The organism is Serratia sp. Ser99 (assembly GCF_024519545.1).
GTDB classification, from domain to species: domain Bacteria; phylum Pseudomonadota; class Gammaproteobacteria; order Enterobacterales; family Enterobacteriaceae; genus Serratia; species Serratia liquefaciens.
In genome coordinates this window covers 68,848-89,024 of sequence record NZ_JALJRT010000006.1, presented here as the reverse complement: position 1 = coordinate 89,024, position 20,177 = coordinate 68,848, and the positions used below count along the sequence as shown (strand labels likewise).

The 20,177-nt window shown below is 58.7% G+C and carries 13 protein-coding genes; 3 read left to right on the top strand and 10 right to left on the bottom strand.

What is annotated here, in order from left to right; translation table 11 throughout:
• The first annotated feature begins 2 nt into the window (after positions 1-2).
• Positions 3-389, top strand: a complete 387-nt coding sequence (locus tag NR114_RS13755; protein ID WP_020828096.1) for a type II toxin-antitoxin system VapC family toxin — start codon at positions 3-5, stop codon at positions 387-389.
• A gap of 6 nt (positions 390-395) precedes the next feature.
• Here the strand turns inward: NR114_RS13755 and baeR are convergent, their stop codons facing one another.
• From baeR to NR114_RS13725, 6 genes are read right to left on the bottom strand one after another with little or no spacing between them, the layout of a single operon-like run.
• The gene (baeR, locus tag NR114_RS13750; protein WP_020828095.1) at positions 396-1,112 is read right to left on the bottom strand and encodes a two-component system response regulator BaeR; all 717 of its coding nucleotides are present in this window, start codon (positions 1,110-1,112) and stop codon (positions 396-398) included.
• Positions 1,112-2,494, bottom strand: coding sequence for a two-component system sensor histidine kinase BaeS (baeS, locus tag NR114_RS13745; protein WP_234529915.1), 1,383 nt, complete (start codon positions 2,492-2,494; stop codon positions 1,112-1,114). The genes baeR and baeS overlap by 1 nt, the downstream gene beginning before the upstream one ends.
• On the bottom strand, positions 2,494-3,924 hold the full coding sequence (locus NR114_RS13740) for an MFS transporter (protein WP_129941451.1): 1,431 nt from the start codon (positions 3,922-3,924) through the stop codon (positions 2,494-2,496). Before NR114_RS13740 ends, baeS begins: the two co-directional genes overlap by 1 nt.
• Before the next feature lie 10 nt (positions 3,925-3,934).
• Positions 3,935-7,015: a multidrug efflux RND transporter permease subunit MdtC gene (mdtC, locus tag NR114_RS13735; RefSeq protein WP_234529917.1), complete on the bottom strand. Its 3,081-nt coding sequence runs from the start codon at positions 7,013-7,015 to the stop codon at positions 3,935-3,937.
• Complete coding sequence (locus tag NR114_RS13730) at positions 7,012-10,131, bottom strand: MdtB/MuxB family multidrug efflux RND transporter permease subunit (protein ID WP_176984612.1); 3,120 nt, start codon at positions 10,129-10,131, stop codon at positions 7,012-7,014. The genes mdtC and NR114_RS13730 overlap by 4 nt, the downstream gene beginning before the upstream one ends.
• Positions 10,131-11,378, bottom strand: coding sequence for an MdtA/MuxA family multidrug efflux RND transporter periplasmic adaptor subunit (locus NR114_RS13725; protein ID WP_041415587.1), 1,248 nt, complete (start codon positions 11,376-11,378; stop codon positions 10,131-10,133). Before NR114_RS13725 ends, NR114_RS13730 begins: the two co-directional genes overlap by 1 nt.
• 269 nt (positions 11,379-11,647) lie before the next feature.
• Here NR114_RS13725 and NR114_RS13720 point away from each other — a divergent pair, with 269 nt between their 5' ends.
• Positions 11,648-12,601, top strand: coding sequence for an aldo/keto reductase (locus NR114_RS13720; protein WP_115058290.1), 954 nt, complete (start codon positions 11,648-11,650; stop codon positions 12,599-12,601).
• 5 nt (positions 12,602-12,606) lie between these two features.
• Here the strand turns inward: NR114_RS13720 and NR114_RS13715 are convergent, their stop codons facing one another.
• Positions 12,607-13,131, bottom strand: a complete 525-nt coding sequence (locus NR114_RS13715; protein WP_218167710.1) for an AAA family ATPase — start codon at positions 13,129-13,131, stop codon at positions 12,607-12,609.
• A gap of 89 nt (positions 13,132-13,220) precedes the next feature.
• Complete coding sequence (yegD, locus tag NR114_RS13710; RefSeq protein ID WP_020828087.1) at positions 13,221-14,573, bottom strand: molecular chaperone; 1,353 nt, start codon at positions 14,571-14,573, stop codon at positions 13,221-13,223.
• 166 nt (positions 14,574-14,739) lie between these two features.
• On the opposite strand from yegD, the gene alkA reads away from it, so the two are divergent.
• Complete coding sequence (alkA, locus tag NR114_RS13705) at positions 14,740-16,236, top strand: DNA-3-methyladenine glycosylase 2 (RefSeq protein ID WP_234529920.1); 1,497 nt, start codon at positions 14,740-14,742, stop codon at positions 16,234-16,236.
• Positions 16,237-16,246: 10 nt separating this feature from the next.
• Here alkA and NR114_RS13700 read toward each other — a convergent pair whose 3' ends face one another.
• Together NR114_RS13700 and NR114_RS13695 are read right to left on the bottom strand one after the other, a co-directional pair.
• Positions 16,247-16,597, bottom strand: coding sequence for a DNA-binding protein (locus NR114_RS13700; RefSeq protein ID WP_046372944.1), 351 nt, complete (start codon positions 16,595-16,597; stop codon positions 16,247-16,249).
• Between the two features lie 212 nt (positions 16,598-16,809).
• The gene (locus NR114_RS13695; protein WP_234529922.1) at positions 16,810-20,151 is read right to left on the bottom strand and encodes a diguanylate cyclase; all 3,342 of its coding nucleotides are present in this window, start codon (positions 20,149-20,151) and stop codon (positions 16,810-16,812) included.
• Between the last annotated feature and the right edge of the window lie 26 nt (positions 20,152-20,177).

Here is a 20,177-nt window from a genome sequence, read left to right as displayed (position 1 = left end):
GCATGTATATGTTTGACACCAATACGGTCAGCCAACTGTTCCGCCGGCATCCCCGCTTGCTGAGCCTAATGGAAAAAATCCCGCCTTCTGCGGTATGCATTTCCAGCATTACGCAGGCGGAACTGCTTTATGGCGTGGCCAAGCGGCAGAACCTTGCGCTGAAAGCGACGGTCGCGGCATTTCTTGATTCCGTGACGGTATATGCCTGGGACAGTGAAGCCGCGCATTGCTATGGCACGCTGCGGGCGGAAATGACGCAAAAGGGGCGGGTGATGGGGGCCCTGGATCAGCTTATTGCCGCCCACGCGCAGAGCCGCGGAGCGACAATAGTGACTAACGACCGGGCGTTTGCCATGGTGCCAGGCCTGACGGTAGAAGACTGGACCTAGGGCCGATTAAAGCCCGTTCACCAGGCGGCAAGGTTCGGACTCCCAGCGGTAACCGACGCCGTACACGGAGCGGATAAATGATTTCTCGCCGTCGATCAGCTCCAGTTTGCGCCGCAGGTTTTTGATGTGGCTGTCGATGGTACGATCGGTCACCACCCGGTAGTCGTCATACAGATTATTCAGCAACTGCTCGCGCGAGAACACGTTGCCCGGCTGGCTGGCCAGGGTTTTCAACAGGCGAAACTCCGCCGGAGTGAGATCCAGCATCTGCCCCTGATAGCTGGCCTGAAAGCGCGGTTCGTCAATGTGAAGCTGCGTTTCTTCCTGCATATTGTCCAATGGGCGATAGCAGCGGCGCAAAATGGTTTTTACGCGCGCAACCACTTCACGCGGGCTGTAAGGTTTGCAGATATAATCGTCTGCACCGATCTCCAGCCCCAGCAGGCGGTCGATCTCTTCAATTTTTGCCGTCACCATCACCACCGGAATGTCAGTGAAACGGCGCAATTCTCGGCATACCGTTAACCCATCGCTGCCCGGCAGCATCAGATCCAACAGGATCAGCGCCGGCGAATGTTCATGTACCGCCGGGACCACCTCGCTGCCGTTGGTGAGCCAGCGCGTGGCATATCCCGCCGCCTGCAGGTAGTCCACCAGCAGTTGGCCGAGCTTGGGCTCATCTTCAACAATCATAATTTGCAACGGTTGATTCTGGGTTTCCATCATGACGCCTTATTCATTACCGGGGTGGCGAATTCTACTGTAATCCGCACGCCGCCCAAAGGCGAGTGCTGGGCGTAGATCGTCCCGTTGTGTGCTTCCACTATGTTTTGACAGATTGACAACCCCAGACCGGAGCCGCCACTGGCGCGGTTACGCGAACCTTCGGTACGGTAAAAACGTTCGAAAATGCGCGCCAACTGATCGTCATTGACGCCCGGTGCGCTATCCTGCCAGTAAATCAGCAGGCGGCCTGGCTGCGTCTGGGCGCCAATCTCCAGCTTGCCGCCGGCGTCGGTGTAACGCAGGCTGTTTTCCAGCAGGTTGTTGAATAGTTGGTTAAGCCTGTCCGGATCGCCAAACAGCGGTGCCTGTTCTGGCAGTTGGGTCACGATGTCCAACCCTTTGGCGTGAAAACGCTCGCGGAAGCTGGCTACCGCGATTTGCAGTAAATGCACGCAATCAACCTGCGATTTACGGTAGGCGAGCGCACCGAGATCGGATAACGACAGTTGATGCAGATCGTCCACCAGTTTGGTCAGGGTGGAGACTTCGGCCTGCAAGGATCCCAGCGAAGCAGCCGTAGGCTGACGTACGCCGTCCTGCAGCGCCTCCAGCTCACCGCGCAGCACCGCCAGCGGGGTGCGCAACTCGTGCGAGACGTCGGCCATCACGGCGCGGCGCATCTGCTCATTTTTTTCCAATGAGGTAGCGAGCTGGTTGAAGTCATGCGCCAGCCGACCCAGTTCATCCTGGCTGCTGACGGCTACGCGGGTGCTGAAATCGCCAGCCGCCAGCCGGTGGGTACCGGCTACCAGGCGTTTGACCGGCGCCAGCAACCCGCGCGACATCACCCAGGTGACCGCCGCTGCCAGCAGGGTGGACAGGGCGACAATCATCCAACTGGTGCGTCTTTGCTGCTGATCGAAACTGATGTCGGTATTACGTGTCAGCCTCTCTATGGGCGTCGTAATTACCCAGCCGACGATTTCATTGTTGTAGCGAATCGGATGACGCGGGCCCTCCTTCGGTACCGGGCCGGAATGCCCCACCAGCCGGTTGTACTGGCTGTCCACCACCCAAAACTGGGTGCGCCAGCCTTTGGGCGGCAAATTGTGGCTGCTGTCGCTGTTTTGTTCGAACGAACGCATGATCTGGTAAATCACCTGATCGTTATTACGCAGAAAAACCCAGTTACCGTGACGACTGTACTGTTCTTCCAATGCTTCGCTCAGCATGTTGATGCGCTGCTCGTTGCTGTTTTTGATGTAGTCGATAAAACCGCGCTCGAAGCTGATGCGAACGCCCCAATGCATGGTAATGAGCACCAACATGCAGGTGGCGAAAATGGCCATGAACAGCTTGCCGGTGATGCCTATTTTCATTATTGCAACCTCGTGGAGCCGGTCCCCGGCTCTTTGGTCAGCGTACGGTTGGGGGCGGTATCGGCCGGAACGCGGGCGAAGGCCAGCGCGGGCAGCGCGATGATCAACGCCATGCAACAGTAGCTGTAAATAAATGCGCTATGGATGGCCGGGCTGTCGGTAACCACCTGATGATGGGCAAAGCTGCCGATCAGAATACCGGCGATGCTGACGCCGAGGCTCATCGACAGCTGCATCACCATCGACAGCAGGCTGTTGCCGCTGCTGGCCAGCCGATCCGGCAGATCTTTCAGCGTCAGGGTGTTCATGGCCGAGAAGCGCAATGAGTTGACCATGCCCTGGAAGAACAGTACTACCGGCAGCAGCCAGATCCAGCCCAGCATCGCCACCAGCGGGAAACTCAGGCTGATCAACGCCAGCATCAGCGTGGCGGCAACCAGCACGTTACGGTAACCGAAACGGTTAACCACCCGCACCACAATGCGTTTCATTCCCATGCTGCCGATAATCATCGGGATCATCATCAGCCCGGCGTGGAACGGGGAGAAGCCCATGCCGACCTGCATAAACAGCGGTGTCATAAAGGGCAACATGCCGCTGCCGATACGGCCCAGCAGGCTGGCCGTCAGCCCCACTTTATAGGTTTGGGTTTTGAATAACCGCAGTGAGAACAATGCGCGGCTATTGCCATGCGCATGCCACCAGTAACCCGCCAGTGCCGCGATGCCGGCAATCACCAGCGCGGCGATGGCGGGAGAGGAGAGCCCCATCCCTTTGTGGCCGTCGAGCGCCAGCGTCAGCGTCGCCATGCCGATCGCCAGCATGATAAAGCCGCTGATGTCGAAGCGACGGGTCTGCATGCGGTAATTGGGCATCAGCAGCAACGTGGCGATGGCACCGGCTATCCCCACCGGGATATTGATCAGGAAAATCCAGTGCCAACTGGCGTACTGCACCAGAAAACCGCCCAACGCCGGCCCCATTAACGGGCCAATTTGGCCGGGCAGGGTGACGAAGGTCATCGCGGCCATATACTGTTCGCGCGGGACGATTTTCATCACCGTCAGGCGACCCACCGGTACCATCATGGCGCCGCCGATGCCCTGGATCACGCGCGAGGCGATCAGCTCATTCAGCGTCTCAGAACGGGCGCACAGAATGGACCCCAGAGTAAACAACACGATGGCGCTGAAGAACACCCGCTGCACCCCAAATCGATCCGCCAACCAGCCGCTGGCAGGCAGCATCACCGCCACCGTCAGCACATAGGAGACAATCACCGACTGCATGCGCAGCGGGTTCTCCCCCAGGCTGACGGCCATCGACGGCAGGGCGGTGTTGACGATAGTGGTGTCCAGCGTCTGCATAAAGAAGCCGAACGCCACGATCCAAAGTTGCCATTGTACGGAGGCGGTGTGTTTTATCAGCATCGGGTGGCCATTATTGGGGCAATGGATCCAGTTTCTTGCCGCGACGGAATTTCATCTGCAGCCGGTCAAAATACAGGTACACCACCGGGGTGGTGTACAGCGTCAACAGCTGGCTGACGATCAGGCCGCCGGCGATGGTGATGCCAAGCGGTTGACGCAGCTCGGCGCCGTCGCCGTGAGTCAACACCAGCGGCAATGCGCCAAACAGCGCCGCCAGGGTGGTCATCATGATTGGCCTGAAGCGCAGCAGGCACGCCTGGAAAATGGCGTCATGTGCGTTGATGCCGCCATTGCGCTGCGCGTCGAGGGCAAAATCGACCATCATGATGGCGTTTTTCTTCACGATACCGATCAACAGCATAATGCCAATCAACGCTATCAGGCTGAACGGCGCACCGAACAGCTCCAGCGCCAGCAGGGCACCGACCCCGGCGGAGGGCAGGGTGGACAGAATGGTCAGCGGATGAATGTAACTTTCATAAAGAATGCCCAGCACGATATACACAGTAGCGATGGCGGCGGCGATCAGCAGCAACTGAGATTTCAGCGTTTCCTGGAACACCTGGGCGGTCCCGGCAAAAGCGCCGCGTACGGTGGAAGGCACGCCGAGCGCCGTCATGGTTCGCTCTACGGCGGAGGTGGCGTCCGACAGACTGCCGCCATCCGGCAGGTTAAACGAAATAGTCGACGCGGCCGACAGGCCCTGATGATTGACCGACAGCGGTGCATTGGCGGGCCGCCAACTGGCAAAGTAGGACAGCGGGATTGCCTTGCCGTCTTTGTTGATCACAAACATTTTGTCCAATGAGCTGACGTCCTGGGTGTATGGGGGGGCGACTTCCATCACCACTTTGTACTGATTGAGCGGTTGATAGATAGTCGAAATCTGACGTTGGCCAAAGGCGTTATTCAGCAGGTTGTTGGCATCGGAAACTGAAATACCCAAACGGGCCATGGTCTCGCGATCGTAAACCAGATCCATTTCTGAACCTTTGTCCTGTTGATCGGAGTTGACGTCTGCCAGCTCTGGCAGTGCAGCCAGCGCAATACGAATTTTCGGTTCCCATTCGCGTAGCGCGGCGAGATCGTCCGCCAACAGCGTGTACTGGTAACTGGCGTTAGCCTGCCGGCCGCCGACGCGGATATCCTGCACCGCCATCAGGAACAGACTGGCTCCTGGTTCTTTCGCTAACCGGGCACGCAGCCGGGCAATCACTTTCTGTGCATCGTCGCTGCGCACTGACAGCGGTTTTAACGAGATAAACATCGATCCGCTGTTGGTGCGTGAACCGCCGGTGAAACCGGTGACGTTTTCCACATCCGGATCTTCACGCACGATCTTCATGAAATCTTCCAGCTTAACGCGCATAGCCTGGAAGGAGATGCTCTGGTCTGCCTGGATAAAGCCCATCAGTCGGCCGGTGTCCTGCTCCGGGAAGAAGGTTTTCGGAATGCTGATATACAGCCAGACATTGAGCGCGATGGTGGCGAGAAATAGGGCCAATACCCAGCGTGAATGGCCAAGCACCCAGCTCAGCGAGCGTCCATAGCCTTTTTGCAGCGCCAGCAGCATTTTACCGAAACCACGAATGCGCCGCTGCGCTCGCGGCGGCTGGTGACGCAGCAGGTAGGCGCACATCATCGGCGTCAGCGTCAGAGAGATAATCAACGACAGCCCGATCGAGACTGACAGAGTGACGGCAAACTCGCGGAACAGCCTGCCGGGCAGGCCTTCCATCAGCAGCAGCGGGATAAATACCGCCACCAGCGACACGCTCATCGACAGCACGGTAAAGCCGACCTCCCGAACCCCCTGCAACGCGGCGTTCAGCGGTTTCATGCCGGCTTCGACGTGGCGCGAAATATTTTCCAGCACCACGATGGCATCATCGACCACAAAGCCGGTGGCGATGGTCAGCGCCATCAGCGACAGGTTATTCAGGCTGAAGCCGCACAGGTACATCGCGGCAAAAGAGCCGATCAGCGACACCGGTACTGCCACCGCCGGGATCAGCGTCGCGCGTCCGGACCGCAGGAAGATGAACACCACCAATATCACCAGCCCAATGGCGATCACCAGCGACTGTTCCACTTCCGCCAGCGAAGCACGGATGGTTGGCGAGCGATCCTGCGCGATATTCAGCTGAATGGACGCCGGGATGTTGTCTTGCAAGGCGGGCAATTCGGCGCGAATGCGATCGACGGTTTCGATGATGTTGGCGTCCGGCGCCCGGCTGATGGCCAGAATAATCGCCGGTTTGGCGTTGGTCATCCCGGCGTTGCGTACGTCCTGTACCGAGTCTTTGATCTCGGCCACGTCACTCAGGCGCACCGCCGCGCCGTTGTTGTAGTGGATAATCAGCGGGCGATAAGTCTCGGCGGTTTTCAATTCATCATTGGCCTGGATCTGCCAGCGCTGCTGCTGATTGTCTACCGAACCCTGCGGCCTGCGTACGTTGGCATCACTGATGGTTTGGCGCACCGCATCGAGCGATATCCCCTGATTGAACAGCGCGCTTGGGTTAAGTTCGACCCGCACCGCAGGCAGTGAACTGCCGCCGACCGAGACGTCGCCCACCCCTTCGGTCTGGGCGATTTTTTGCGCCAGCTGAGTCGAGGCGAAGTCGTAAAGCTGGCCCTGGCTGTAGGTGTCGGAGGTCAGCGTCAGGATCATGATTGGCGCATCTGACGGATTGACCTTACGGTAGCTCGGGCGGCTCGGCATGCCGGTGGGCAACAGGCTTTGCGCCGCGTTGATCGCCGCCTGCACGTCACGGGCCGCGCCGTTGATATCACGGTCGAGATCGAACTGCAAAATGACCCGGGTGCTGCCGAGTGAACTCATCGAGGTCATTTCATTGACCCCGGCTATCCTGCCCAGAGCGCGTTCCAGCGGTGTAGCTACCGACGAGGCCATGGTTTCCGGATCGGCACCCGGCAACGAAGCGCTGATCGAAATCACCGGATAGTCGACCTGTGGCAGCGGCGATACTGGCAACAGGCTAAAACCAATCACACCGCTGATGGCAATTGCCAACGTCAGCAGCGTGGTGGCCACTGGTCGGTAGATGAACAGGGCGAAGAATCTCACGGCAGCTCCTGCACATCCGGCTGCCGGCGAGTGTTACGCGCCAGCTTGTCAAAAAGCAGGTAGATCACCGGGGTGGTGAACAGCGTCAGGATCTGGCTCATTACCAGCCCGCCGACCATGCAAACCCCGAGCGGGTGTCGCAGTTCCGCGCCGACGCCGGTGCTGAGCATCAGCGGCAGTGCACCCAGCAATGCCGCCAGCGTGGTCATCAGTATCGGCCGGAAACGCAGCAGGCAGGCCTGATAAATCGCATCGTACGGCGTCATACCTTGCTCACGTTCGGCGGCCAGCGCGAAGTCGATCATCATGATGGCGTTTTTCTTCACGATGCCGATCAGCAAGATGATGCCGATGATGGCGATCACATCCAGTTCGCTGCCGGCCATCATCAGTGCCAGCAAGGCACCGACCCCGGCGGTGGGCAAGGTAGAAAGAATGGTAACCGGATGAATAAAGCTCTCATACAGCACGCCCAGCACGATATACATCGCTACCACCGCCGCCAGGATCAGCCACAGGGTCCCCCCCAACGCCGCCTGGAACGCCAGCGTCGCGCCCTGGAACTGGGTGGTGATATCTTTCGGCATATCGAGATTTTTTTCCGCCAGGGTGATGGCGTCGACCGCTTCCCCAAGCGAATAATTGCCGGCCACGTTAAAGGAGATGGTGGCCGCCGGGAACTGATCGAGATGATTGACCGATAGCGGTCCGAAGCGCTCTTCGATTTTGGCAATGGTGTTCAGCGGCACGATGGTGCCGTTGCTGCTGGTCAGGCGGATCTCACTCAGCGCCGCCAACCCTGGCGTGGTGCTGACGTCATGTTCCAGCACCACCCGGTACTGATTGGCCTGGGTGTAAATGGTGGAGATCAACCGCTGGCCGAAAGCGTTGTACAGGGCGTTATCCACGTCACTCATACTGATACCGAGGCGGGAAGCCGAATCGCGATCGACGTTCACGTAGGCCACCAGTCCTTGATCCTGCCAGTTACTGGTGACGTCCGCCAACTGCGGTGCCTGTTTCAATTCCGCCATCAGCTGCGGTACCCACAGGCTGAGCTCGTCCAGCGACATGGCCTGCAGGGTAAACTGGTACTGGGTGCGGCTGACCTGGGTGTCGATGGTCAGATCCTGCACCGGTTGCAAATACAGCTTCACGCCGGGGAACTGTGCGCTCTGCTGCTGCAGACGAGTGATGATGGCCGGAATACGGTCGCTGCGTTCGCTCAAGGGTTTGAGGTTGATTTGCAGCCGGCCGCTGTTGAGCGTGGCGTTGCTGCCATCGACGCCAACAAACGACGTCAGGCTCTCCACCGCCGGATCCTTGAGAATTTCTGCCGCCACCTGCTGTTGGCGCTCGGCCATATTACTGAACGACACTGACTGCGGCGCCTCCAGCGTGCCCTGAATAATGCCGTTGTCCTGTACCGGGAAGAATCCTTTCGGGATCAGCAGGTAAAGCAAGACGGTGAGCGCCAGCGTGCTGAACGCCACGCCTAGCGTCAACCAGGGATGATTCAGCACGGTTTTCAGCCATTTGCCGTAGCGGGCGATGACCCGGTCAAAGAAGCGTTCAGAAGCGGCGGAAAAACGGTTCTGCTTGCGCAGGGATTCGTGGCTCAGCATGCGTGCGCACATCATCGGCGTCAGCGTCAGCGAAACCACCGCCGAAATCAAAATTGCCACCGCCAGCGTCACGGCAAATTCACGGAACAACCTGCCAACGATATCGCCCATAAACAGCAAGGGGATCAGCACGGCTACCAGCGAGAAGGTCAGTGAAATAATGGTGAAGCCGATTTCGCCGGCGCCTTTTAAGGCGGCGTCGAGCGGTTTCTCGCCCTTTTCGATATAGCGTGAAATGTTCTCGATCACCACGATGGCGTCATCGACCACAAAACCGGTGGCGATGGTTAGCGCCATCAGCGTCAGGTTATTGATCGAAAAGTCCAAAAAGTACATGGCGGCGAAGGTACCGATCAACGACAGCGGTACGGCGACGCTGGGAATAATAGTGGCCGGGACATTGCGCAAGAACACGTAAATCACCATCACCACCAGCGCTACCGCCAAGAGCAGCTCGAACTGCACGTCGCTGACCGAGGCGCGAATGGTGGTGGTTCGATCGGTCAGCACCTTGACGTCGACCGACTTGGGCAGGCTTTTAATCAACTGAGGCAGCATCTCGCGGATGCTGTCGGCGGTGGTGATGACGTTTACGCCTGGCTGGCGCTGAATATTGAGCACGATGGCCGGCTGCTTATTGGCCCAGGCCGCCAGCCGGGTATTTTCCGCGCCTTGTTCGATGGTGGCGATATCCTGCAGGCGGATAGCCGCACCGTTCTGGTAAGCGACAATCAGCTGACGATAGTCGTCGGCTGATTTCATCTGGTCATTGGCCGAAAGGGTGACCGAACGCGTCGGGCCGTCCAGGCTACCCTTGGCAGAGTTGACGTTGGCGTTGCTGATGGCGGTGCGGATGGTTTCGCTGTCCAGACCGTAGGCGGCAACGGCCGCCGCATTGAGCTTCACGCGGACCGCCGGCCGTTGGCCACCGGAAATGGTCACCAGTCCGACGCCGGTGACCTGAGATATTTTCTGCGCGACACGGGTTTCCACCATGTCTTCCACCTGGGTCATCGGCATGGCGCTGGAGGTCACGGCCAGCGTCAGGATCGGTGGATCGGCCGGGTTAACCTTGCTGTAAATCGGCGGGTAGGGCAGATCGTTCGGTAACAGGTTGGTGGCGGAGTTGATTGCCGCCTGCACTTCCTGTTCGGCGACGTCGAGCGGCAGCTCAAGCTGGAATTGCAAGGTGACGACCGAGGCGCCACCGGAACTTTGCGATGCCATCTGCTTGAGGCCGGACATCTGGCCAAACTGACGCTCCAGCGGGGCCGTGATCGCCGAGGTGACCACGTCCGGGCTGGCTCCGGGATACAGCGTGACCACCTGAATGGTCGGATAGTCGACCTCCGGCAGGGCGGACACCGGCAGAGCGCGATAACCGATGATCCCCGCCAGCAGGATCGCCAGCATCAACAGCGTGGTGGCAACCGGCCGCAGTATAAACAGGCGGGATGGACCGCCGCCGGCGTTAGGTGGCATCACCTGCATCAGGATTTCCCCTGGGTGCGAGGTGAGTGGATTGGTTTGCCGGCCGCAGAAGCCGCCTGCGGCGTGACCACCTCAACCTGCATGCCTTCGGTCAGGCGATCTATGCCGTCGGTCACCACCCGGTCACCGGCGTTCAGCCCGGCGTTAATCACCACTTTTTGGCTGTCCTGCACGCCGGTGGTCACCAAATGTTTACTGACCTTGTTATCTTCGCTCAGGGTCCAGACGAAGTTGCCTTCGTTGCCCATCTGCAAGGCCGCCGTAGGGATAACGATCGCATCCAGCAGCGTTGCCACTTTCAGGCGTGCATTAACAAATTGGTTGGGGAACAGCGCGTCGTCCTCGTTGGTGAAGCGCGCTTTCAGTTTGATGGTGCCGGTGGTGGTGTCGATCTGGTTATCCAGGCTCAGCAGTGAACCGGTCGACAGCAGATTTTGGTTGGTGCGATCCCAGGCTTCGACGCTGACCGGGCCGGCTTTTTGCGCTTTGATCAAATCGCTGATAGTAGCCTCAGGCAGGGTAAATACCACATCGATAGGGTGAGTTTGGGTGATCACCACAATGCCGGTGGTGCTGCCGCTGGTGATGTAATTACCGACGTCCACCAGCTTCAGACCGACACGACCGTCAATTGGTGCGGTGATACGGCTGTAGGTGATTTGCAGCTTGGCGCTGTCGACGGAACCCTGATCGGCTTTGATTGCGCCTTCGGTCTGTTGCACCAGCGACAGCTGAGTGTCCAGATCCTGCCGCGACACCAGATTGGTTTTGGCCAGTTGCTGATAACGTGCCAGATCGCGCCGGGCATTGGCGAGGGTGGCCTGATCTTTGGCCAGTTGTCCCTGCGCTTGAGCCAGCTGTACCTGGAACGGACGTGGGTCAATTTCAACCAGCAAATCGCCGGCTTTGACCTGTTGCCCTTCGGTGAAGTGGATCGCCATCAGTTGGCCATCGACCCGGCTGGTGACGGTCACTGTGTTAGCGGCGGTAGCCGTGCCCAGCCCGGAAAGGTAACGCGGCACCGTTTGCTGTGTGGCGGTCGCAGCCTGTACCGGTGACATTGGCGCTCCCCGTCGTCCTGCGCCTGCCGCCGCTTTGCCCCCACCGGCGTGACGCGCCCCAGGGGCAGCATTGTCGGCCGGCTGCGGAGCGCTGAAGTGACGCCAAATCAGCACGGCGGCAATAGCCACAATAACCACCACCAACAGGCGCAGTAACAGTGAACGACGTGGGTTTTTTGCATTCATGGTGGCGAAAATCTCTCCAAAAGGCAGGCGTGCGGGCACTCATTGCCAAAAAAGTTACACTCCTTACAGAATACTAGTTTAGCGAGGAAAGACGGCATAAAAATGAAGGAAATATGGAGGAACCGTCAGCATTGTCCGAATAAGTTGTAGATTTGATCATGCTATGTTTATAAGCGTTGCCATCCGGCTTATAGCGAATGCGTTTTAGCGGATTTCCTGCTTTCGCGCTAATAATTATCCTGCGAATCATCAACTCCATGGAGCATGCAATGAGTCATAAAGAACTGGGCCGTTCGGGCATCAAAGTGCCGGCATTGACCTTCGGCGGTAACGTGTTTGGCTGGACGGCGGATCGCGAAACTTCATTCAGCCTGTTGGATGCGCTGGTGGAAAATCAGCTCAACTTTATCGATACCGCCGACGTGTACTCGAGCTGGGTGCCGGGCAATCAGGGCGGTGAATCGGAAACCACCATCGGCCAGTGGCTAAAAAAGAGCGGCAAGCGTGACCAGGTGATCATCGCTACCAAAGTCGGCAAGCCGATGGGCGAGGGTAAGCAGGGGCTGTCACCACGCTATATCCAGCAGGCGGTAGAGGATTCACTGCGGCGTTTGCAGACCGATTATATCGACCTTTATCAATCGCATGACGACGACCGGGACACGCCGTTGGCGGAAACCCTGGCGGCGTTCGACGGCTTGATCAAGGCCGGTAAGGTGCGGGCGATAGGCGCTTCCAACTATCAGGCCGATCGTCTGGAGGAGGCATTGAAAGTCAGTGAAGAGAATGGGTTGGCGCGCTATGAGACCCTGCAACCGGAGTACAATCTTTATGCGCGTGAGGAGTATGAACGCAGCCTGGCGCCGGTGGTGCAGCGCCATGGATTGGGCGTGATTAACTTCTTCTCGCTGGCCAGCGGTTTCCTGACCGGCAAATACCGCAGTGAAAAAGATATCGGCAAGAGCCAACGTGGTGACACCATCGTTGAGCGATACCTTAATCCACGCGGTTTCAAGATCTTGGCTGCGCTGGATCGGGTTGCGGAAAAACACCACACCTCGCCAACGCAGGTTTCACTGGCCTGGCTGATAGCGCGGCCGGACATCACCGCGCCGATCGTCAGCGCCACGTCGCTAAAGCAGTTGGATGAGCTGATCAGCGCTACCCGACTGCGGCTGGATGCCGAGGATATCCGCATCCTGAACGACGCCAGCGCCTGGTGACCTGCTCAGTTGTCGACGGCGTTAATCAAGGACAGCAACTGAGCCACGGTGGCTTCCACTGGCTGGCCTGCGGTATCAATACGGGCCACCGGGGTATGCCAGGGTAGGTAATCGTGGCGGGTGACGCTGTGCCAGTTAGGGAGGCGCAGTCCGGCAACGTCCCCGTCGCGGGTTTCAACCCTGCGACGGTGCTCTGCACTGTCTGAGCAAACCACCTCAAAATCTATGCAGGCTACACCAGCCCGTAGTGCGACGTTATGCCAGGCTTCGCGAGTGACCGGCAACGGATTGACCGAGTCGGCAATCACCCAGTGGCCCAGACGCAGGTTGTCTTCGGCAACGCCATAAGCGGCAAAATACCCGGCGGGGCCGACGTCATCGGCCAGGGAGCCACTGTTACGGATAGCTTGTTCAAGGGTATCGATACGCAGATGCATTGCCGGTAATGCGCGAGCCAGCGCCCGTGCGAGCGTGGTTTTACCGCTGCCTGGCAGCCCGGAAAGAACGATCAGCATTGTTGTTCCTGCCATGATTATGGTTCCAGCCGATACAGTACCTGATTTCGCAGCGAATGGCTTGGCGGCGGGGCGCGGCATTGAGCTACCGCGCCCTGGTGCCCTTAACGGAACAGCGTCTGCGCCCAGCGAGCCAACCCGGCGGTGACCGAGCCGAAGTCGTTGCCGCCGACGATAGGAATGCCCGGCAACTGCTGTTGTAGCGCGGCGCGCAACAGCGGGGAACGTGCGCTGCCGCCGGTGAGATAAATCACCTGCGGTGCGGTCTGGCTACTGGCCAGCGCGGCGCTGACCTGCTCCTGAATGCGCAGCAGCGGCTGTGAGATGGCCTCGGCAAGCTGATCCTGGCTGATGGTTTCTGCCAAATCAGTCTGGACGAAGGCCAGCGGAGCGCTGATGTTTTGCTGTGCTGACAGGGCGATTTTACTCTCCTCCGCGGCGCGCACCAGACGGTAGCTCAGGCGTTGCTGATGCACTTTCAGCAGGCGTTTAACTTTTTCAGGCTCGGCGGCATCGCGGATCAAATCGCGCAGCATGCGGCCATTGGCAGCGCTGTAAAAGTCGATCTGCGCCGGAACGTCGTTGGTGGCTACCGCGTTCCAGTAAGGCAACGCAGGCAAAGCGATGCCTTTTTCAGTTTCGCCACCCATACCGAACAGCGGCATCAACTGTTTGAACGCCAGCATGATGTCCAGATCGTTACCGCCAACGCGGCAACCGCTGTGGCCCAGCAGGCTTTGCTGGCGATCGGCACGGTCACGCCATTGCGGCCCCATCAACAGCACCGAACAGTCGGTTGTCCCGCCGCCAATATCCACCACCAGCACGGTTTTTTCTTCTTCCAGAGTCGCTTCGAAATCCAGGCCTGCGGCGACCGGTTCGAACTGGAATTCAATGTCTTTGAAGCCTGCACGCTCGGCAGCGCGGTGCAAAATCCCCTGCGCCTGGCGGTTGGCTTCTTCGCCACCGATGCCCTGGAAGTTGATCGGACGGCCGATCACCGCCTGGCTGATGCTGTCTTGCAGTACGTTTTCCGCCTGACGTTTGATGTGGAACATCATGGCGCACACCAGATCTTCAAACAGCGCGATCTGTTGTGGTTTCAGGCCGTTGGCGCCGAGGAAGGATTTCGGGGAGCGGACAAAATACACTTCTTCCGGATCTTCAACGTAGTGCGCCAGAGCCTGCAGGCCAAACAGCACGCTGTCGCTGGCGACCGGGATATCTTCTTCGCGGTTATAGTTGATTGCCCGGCGCAGCAGTTGCTGGTTTTCCTCGCTGGCGGTCGGCACCTGCCAGTGGCGGTGCAAACACTCGCTGACGGCTTCGCGCGTCGGAGCACACAGCATCGACGGCAGATAGGGCTCGTTGTTTTCCAGCGTCAGCAGCTCGGGGCCATTTTCTCGCATCACTGCGACGGAACAGTTGGCCGTTCCGTAGTCAAATCCAATAAACATGTCTTTTCTCTATCCCCATGCCAATGAAGGGGGGCGACTTTACCCGAGACTCGGCCCCTGGGCAATCTGAGAGCGCTTAACTGACGAAAAATTTAGCGGCGACGGCGCTAGCATGCTTAACTTAATGTCCGAATCCCGCACGTCAGCGCACCCATCGAGTCGCATAATGCACAAAAAACTGACCCCGAGCGTGGCTATGAAAAACCAACAGCAGGCGTTGTATGAGGCACTGAGCGCGCGCGATCGCAAATTTGACGGTCGCTTCTTCGTCGGCGTTTCGTCGACCGGTATTTATTGTCGCCCGGTGTGCAGCGCCCGTACGCCAAAAATTGAAAACTGCACGTTTTACCCGAGCGCGGCGGCGGCGGAACTGGCGGGGTTTCGCCCCTGCCTGAAGTGTCGGCCGGAATTGGCGCCGGGGTTGGCGTTGATCGATCTCGGTAATCGTTATGCTCAGGTGGCGGTGCAGTTGATCGAGCAGGGGTATCTGTCTGAGCACAGCTGCGAGCAACTGGCAACGCGGCTAGGCATTTCCGATCGCCACCTGCGGCGTATTTTTGCCGATCAGTTTGGCGCCTCGCCGATTGATTATGCCCAGTCGCACCGGCTGTTGCAGGCCAAACGCCTGCTGGCGGATACCGATATGCCGTTGAGTGAGGTGGCCTTTGCCGCCGGTTTCGGCAGCCTGCGGCGTTTTAACGAACTGTTCAAGGCGCGCTACCGGCTGATCCCCTCGGCACTGCGCAGCAGCAGCGGCCGTAACGAACGTACCGTCGCCAGCGGGCTGGTGTTTCATCTGGGCTATCGACCGCCCTATGACTGGTCGCGCATGCTGGGTTTTTTGCAAACCCGTGCGGTGAGCGGTGTGGAGCGGGTGGAAGGGCAACAGTACCTGCGGGCGATAGCCATCACTCAGGGCGGCATCGAATATCGTGGCTGGGTCAGCGTGCAGCCGGAAGAGGCGCATAATCGGGTACGGGTGGAAATTGCACCTTCCCTGAGCCGGGTGACGACGGAAGTGCTGCGCCGCACTCGCCAACTGTTTGATCTCGACGCCGCGCCGGACCTTATCGCTCAGGCGTTGGGGCCGTTGGCTGCCGAGGCGCCGGGCCTGCGGCTGCCTGGCTGCGTCAACGCATTCGAACAGGCGACCCGTGCAGTGCTTGGGCAGTTGGTCAGCGTCAAAATGGCGGCGATCTTTGCCGGACGGATGGCTGAACTCTGGGGCACCCCGCTGGAACAGCCCTACGGTGGCATTACCCACGTCTTTCCCACTGCCGAACAGATTGCGCGATTACAGCCTGAGGCGCTGCGCCCCTTGGGCGTGCAACTGAAACGAGCGGCGGCGTTAATCGGTATTGCGCAGGCGGTTACCGAAGGGCGGTTGCAACTGGAGAACGTGCTGGATATTGAGCAGGGGATCAAGGCGCTGACTGCGCTACCGGGGATTGGCAGTTGGACCGCCAGCTACATCGCCATGCGAGCCTGGTCGTGGCCGGACGTGTTCCTGGCGGGGGATTATCTGATCAAACAGCGTTTTCCCGGCATGACGCCACGCCAGATTGAGCGCTATGCTGAAAGCTGGCGACCCTGGCGTTCCTACGCCACGCTGCATCTGTGGCATAACGATGGCTGGGCGCCGTCAACGGAGGCTGTCGGGTAGCGGCGACGGGCTAGTCTTTGGCAGCAATGCGCGTCAGCAGGCCGTCTATTCCTTCGCGCATCAGGAAGGCCAGTACCTTCTCGCGTTCGTTTTCGTTCAGGTGATAGTAATATTCGACCCACACCGCCAGCGGATCCTGACGTTCAACCTGGTATTCGGCGGGATCTTCTCGCAGTATCAGCAGGCTGCGCGCTCCGGTCGGCAGGCTATTGATGTGGTATTCCACCGCTTTGCCCTGCACGCCTTTGCGCCGGCGACTGATCCAGCCTTCGCGGCGGGCCATTAAATTGATGCCCTGTGGCGAGGAGGGCAGTCCTGCAATGCCGGTCAGCTCTCTGGCGGCAAACCACTCTTTTTTCATAGCCATTCATCCCTGAACAATTAGGTGTATTGAGAGAGGAAAAAATTAATTCGCATGCTGATTTCCGTATCGAGGTGTTATGCAAGCGATTAACTTTGACCTGTTAGTTATACCACTAACCTCAGGTGGGCTAAGCAAAAAAAGCAGAATGGATGAGATGCGGCGGCGAGGCCGCCGCTCGAAAGGCAGGGGGATATTGCTGGGAATGGCGACTAGCGGATACCAAAGTAACCGCCGCTGAGCAGTTCCGTCAGCGATTGTTCCAGTGCGATAGCGTCGCCGTCCGACAGATCGATGCCAATCGCCTGCAGGGTGTTCAGCGTTATCTGCTGGTGTGCCGGGCCGGCCAGCGTTTGGGCGTGCACCCGATGCGTCGCCCCATTGAGCATCGATACCATCAGTTCGTCCATCTGGTTGCAGTGCACGTTGGTGATGAAGCGTTCGTCGACGCGGATATAGTCAATCTTTTGGCCATGCAACTCGTCAAAGGCGTTGAGGCTGTGCCCAAAACCGTTAACGATCAGCTTGCAGCCCCGTTGCTGCAACTGCTGGAGGAACGGCCTGCAAATGCCGGCGTGCTCCAGCACCACCGCATCATCGACCGCCAGCAGCAATGCCCCTGGTTGCAAGGGGGAGGCGTCCAGCGCTGCCAGCAGATCGTCCTGGAAGCTGGCGTCCAGCAGGCTGTCGGTTGTCAGCGGCAGCGCGATGGACAACCCCTTGCGGGCAATATCAGGGGCGCGCTGCGTCAAAATCTGCCCGATGATCCAGCGGTCAACCTCTTTCGTCAGATCGTATAGCCGGGCAGCGGAGATAAAATCGTCGCTCGCCAGCGCCTGACCGTCCTGATCCCTCACCTGCAGTTTCAACTGATAGAAACAGACCGCCAGCGGCGTTTTTGGCGGTGCGACCGCCCTGACATGCAGCAATAATTGCCCATCGTTGATGATGTCCGTCACTTCCTGGCGCGTCAGCAGTTCATGCTGACGTTCCAGGATCATTTTTTGACGCGCCTCATAGAGATAAACCTGGCCACGTCCGCGATGCTTGGCGGTATAACAGGCAATATCCGCCTGCGCCAGCAGCTCGCTGCTCTTGCCGGCATCGGCATCAATACGGGTTACGCCTGCACTGGCGCCGACGTGGTAAATCTTCCCTTCCCAAAAGAAGGGGTGCTGGCTGATGTGATTAACCAATTGCTGTATCAGCGACTGGGCCTGTTCCCGCGTGCAGTCGAATAGGATCAGCCCGAACTCATCGCCGCCAAGCCGGGCCAGACAGTCGCTGTTACGCAGATGGTGCCGCATCAACAGGGAAAGATCTTTCAACAGCGCGTCGCCCGCGGCGTGGCCGGCATTGTCATTGACCGCCTTGAAACGGTCGAGATCGAGGAACACCAGCGCGTGCTGCAGTCGTTTTTCAGTAGCGTTGGCAATAGCGGCCTTCAGGCGCTTTTCAAAACTGGTGCGATTGGGCAGCGTGGTCAGGGCATCGTGCGACGCGCTGTAACTCAACTTCTGCATCAGTTCGCGCGAGGCCGTGACATCCTGCAGTACCATCACCGCGCCCATGACGTTGCCGTCGATCGTTTTCAATGGTGATACCGACTGCTGGATGTCAAAACAGCGACCGTCGCGACCATGCAGCACCAGGGCATAGTCTGGGGACAGCTGCCGGTTTTCCTGCAGGCAGCACTGGATCGGGTTTTCTACCTCTTCACCGTCTTTGCCGTTGGTCATTCGAACCACGCCGGCGACGGGCATGCCGATCGCCAGACTGAGCGGCCAGCCGCACATTTGTTCGGCCACCGGGTTCATAAAGGTAATGTGCATTTCGTCGTCGGTGGATATCACCGCTTCGCCGATCGCATCGAGCGTAATGTGCAGACGCTCTTTTTCTTCGTGCAGTGCTTCGGTCAGATTACGGACCTCCGTCATGTCGATATTGGTGCCGATCATGCGCAGCGGCAGACCCTGAGCGTCTAAAATAACGTTACCCTGGCCGCGGATATGCCGCACTTTTCCCTCGCGGGTGAGCAGTCGGAACTCCAGTACAAAGGGGCCCGGCCGCTTCAACAATGTGGCCATCTCACGGTCGGTGCGTTCACGATCCTCCGGTACCAGCAGCGTCCGCCATAGCGAAAACGTTGGCGTCTGGTCCGGGCTGAGGTCGTAAAGTTCAAACATACGCTTGTCCCAGGTAAGCTCTTCGCCGTGCATCATCCATTCCCAAACGCCGATGCCGCCCACTTTATTCGCCAGCGTAATACGCTCCATCAGTCGATGGTTCTCTGCGGCCGTGCGTTTCAATTCGCTGATGTCTTCTACCTGCGAAATAAAATACAGCGGCAGCCCTTCGGCATCGCGCACCAGCGATACAGCCAGTAACGCCCAGACGTGCTCGCCGTCGCTGCGAATATAGCGTTTCTCCAGGGTGTAACTGCTGATATGCCCGTCGAGCAGATCGTGCAGCTGCGTCAGATCGGCGTTCAGATCGTCCGGGTGGGTGATTTCCTGGAAAGTCAGGCGCCGCAGAGCCTCCGGGGTATAGTCGAGCAGTTTGCACAACGCCTGATTGACCTGCAGCCATTTCCCCTGCGGCGACACCAGCGCCATGCCGATGGCCGAATATTCCAACGCATTACGAAAGCGAGTTTCACTCTCGACGATATGCTGTTTCTCCACCCGGAAGGCGTGCATCACCATGGCCATCGAATGCGCCGGGATCAAAATTAACAGGATCGGCAGGTAAATCTCGATATCGCTGAACGGACCGGTGGGCGCATGAAAATGCAGCAACCCGATGGAAATCATCACGGTGATCATCAGCGTAGTGCAAAAGCAGATGACGAAAGCCTCGAGCCGCGGCAGCGCGATTGCCGCCCACAGCAGCGGCAGAATGACAAAGGTGAACGGAAAGGGCAGGTAGCTCAGAGCCAGATAGCTGAAGGTCAGCGCGACTATCAACGTCAGCAGCAGAGTGTACAGATTCAGCGTATCCAGCATGCGACGGCGATAGACCAGCCCGATGGGCGTCAGCGACAGGACGCCAATAGCTTCTGAAATAAACCAGGTACTGAAGGGGTGCCAGAAAGGGTGACCCGGGGCGGGAACCCACCAGGCGGCCAGCAGGGCGCTGAACAACGGGGTGAATATCACCGCGCAGACGACAAATTTAAGCCAACTGGCCAGGCTGTTCAGCGGATCGTCCTGCAGCAGCATGCGGCGCAACAGCAGGGTGCAAACCACGGCTTCCAGCAGGTTGATCAGGGTCAGTTTTACCGGGAACCAGCTAAAGCCGAACAGCGTGAAGCTGGCGGCCACGATGCCAACCCCACATGCCAGCAGCGGTAACCCCCATTGGCGTGGCGAGTGGCGGAACAGTACGGCAATAATGGCGGCAGTGGGGAACCACAGCGGGGTAAAGTGGCTGGATTCGTTCGACAGCGTCAGGCACAGCAATGCCAGTAAAAATACCGCCATCGCCGCCAGCAGGCTGTGCGTAAACAAGGCGCCCTGACGCGTGATGAGATGATTCGGTGCGCTGATATCCATAGACAACCCTTAACTCTGGCATCTGT

Bases quoted from the DNA above. Each gene is read 5' to 3' on its own strand.
- NR114_RS13755 (WP_020828096.1), top strand. From the start codon at position 3: ATGTATATGTTTGACACCAATACGGTCAGCCAACTGTTCCGCCGGCAT.
- baeR (WP_020828095.1), bottom strand. From the start codon at position 1,112: ATGGAAACCCAGAATCAACCGTTGCAAATTATGATTGTTGAAGATGAG.
- baeS (WP_234529915.1), bottom strand. From the start codon at position 2,494: ATGAAAATAGGCATCACCGGCAAGCTGTTCATGGCCATTTTCGCCACC.
- NR114_RS13740 (WP_129941451.1), bottom strand. From the start codon at position 3,924: ATGCTGATAAAACACACCGCCTCCGTACAATGGCAACTTTGGATCGTG.
- NR114_RS13730 (WP_176984612.1), bottom strand. From the start codon at position 10,131: ATGCAGGTGATGCCACCTAACGCCGGCGGCGGTCCATCCCGCCTGTTT.
- NR114_RS13725 (WP_041415587.1), bottom strand. From the start codon at position 11,378: ATGAATGCAAAAAACCCACGTCGTTCACTGTTACTGCGCCTGTTGGTG.
- NR114_RS13720 (WP_115058290.1), top strand. From the start codon at position 11,648: ATGAGTCATAAAGAACTGGGCCGTTCGGGCATCAAAGTGCCGGCATTG.
- NR114_RS13715 (WP_218167710.1), bottom strand. From the start codon at position 13,131: ATGGCAGGAACAACAATGCTGATCGTTCTTTCCGGGCTGCCAGGCAGC.
- yegD (WP_020828087.1), bottom strand. From the start codon at position 14,573: ATGTTTATTGGATTTGACTACGGAACGGCCAACTGTTCCGTCGCAGTG.
- alkA (WP_234529920.1), top strand. From the start codon at position 14,740: ATGCACAAAAAACTGACCCCGAGCGTGGCTATGAAAAACCAACAGCAG.
- NR114_RS13700 (WP_046372944.1), bottom strand. From the start codon at position 16,597: ATGAAAAAAGAGTGGTTTGCCGCCAGAGAGCTGACCGGCATTGCAGGA.
- NR114_RS13695 (WP_234529922.1), bottom strand. From the start codon at position 20,151: ATGGATATCAGCGCACCGAATCATCTCATCACGCGTCAGGGCGCCTTG.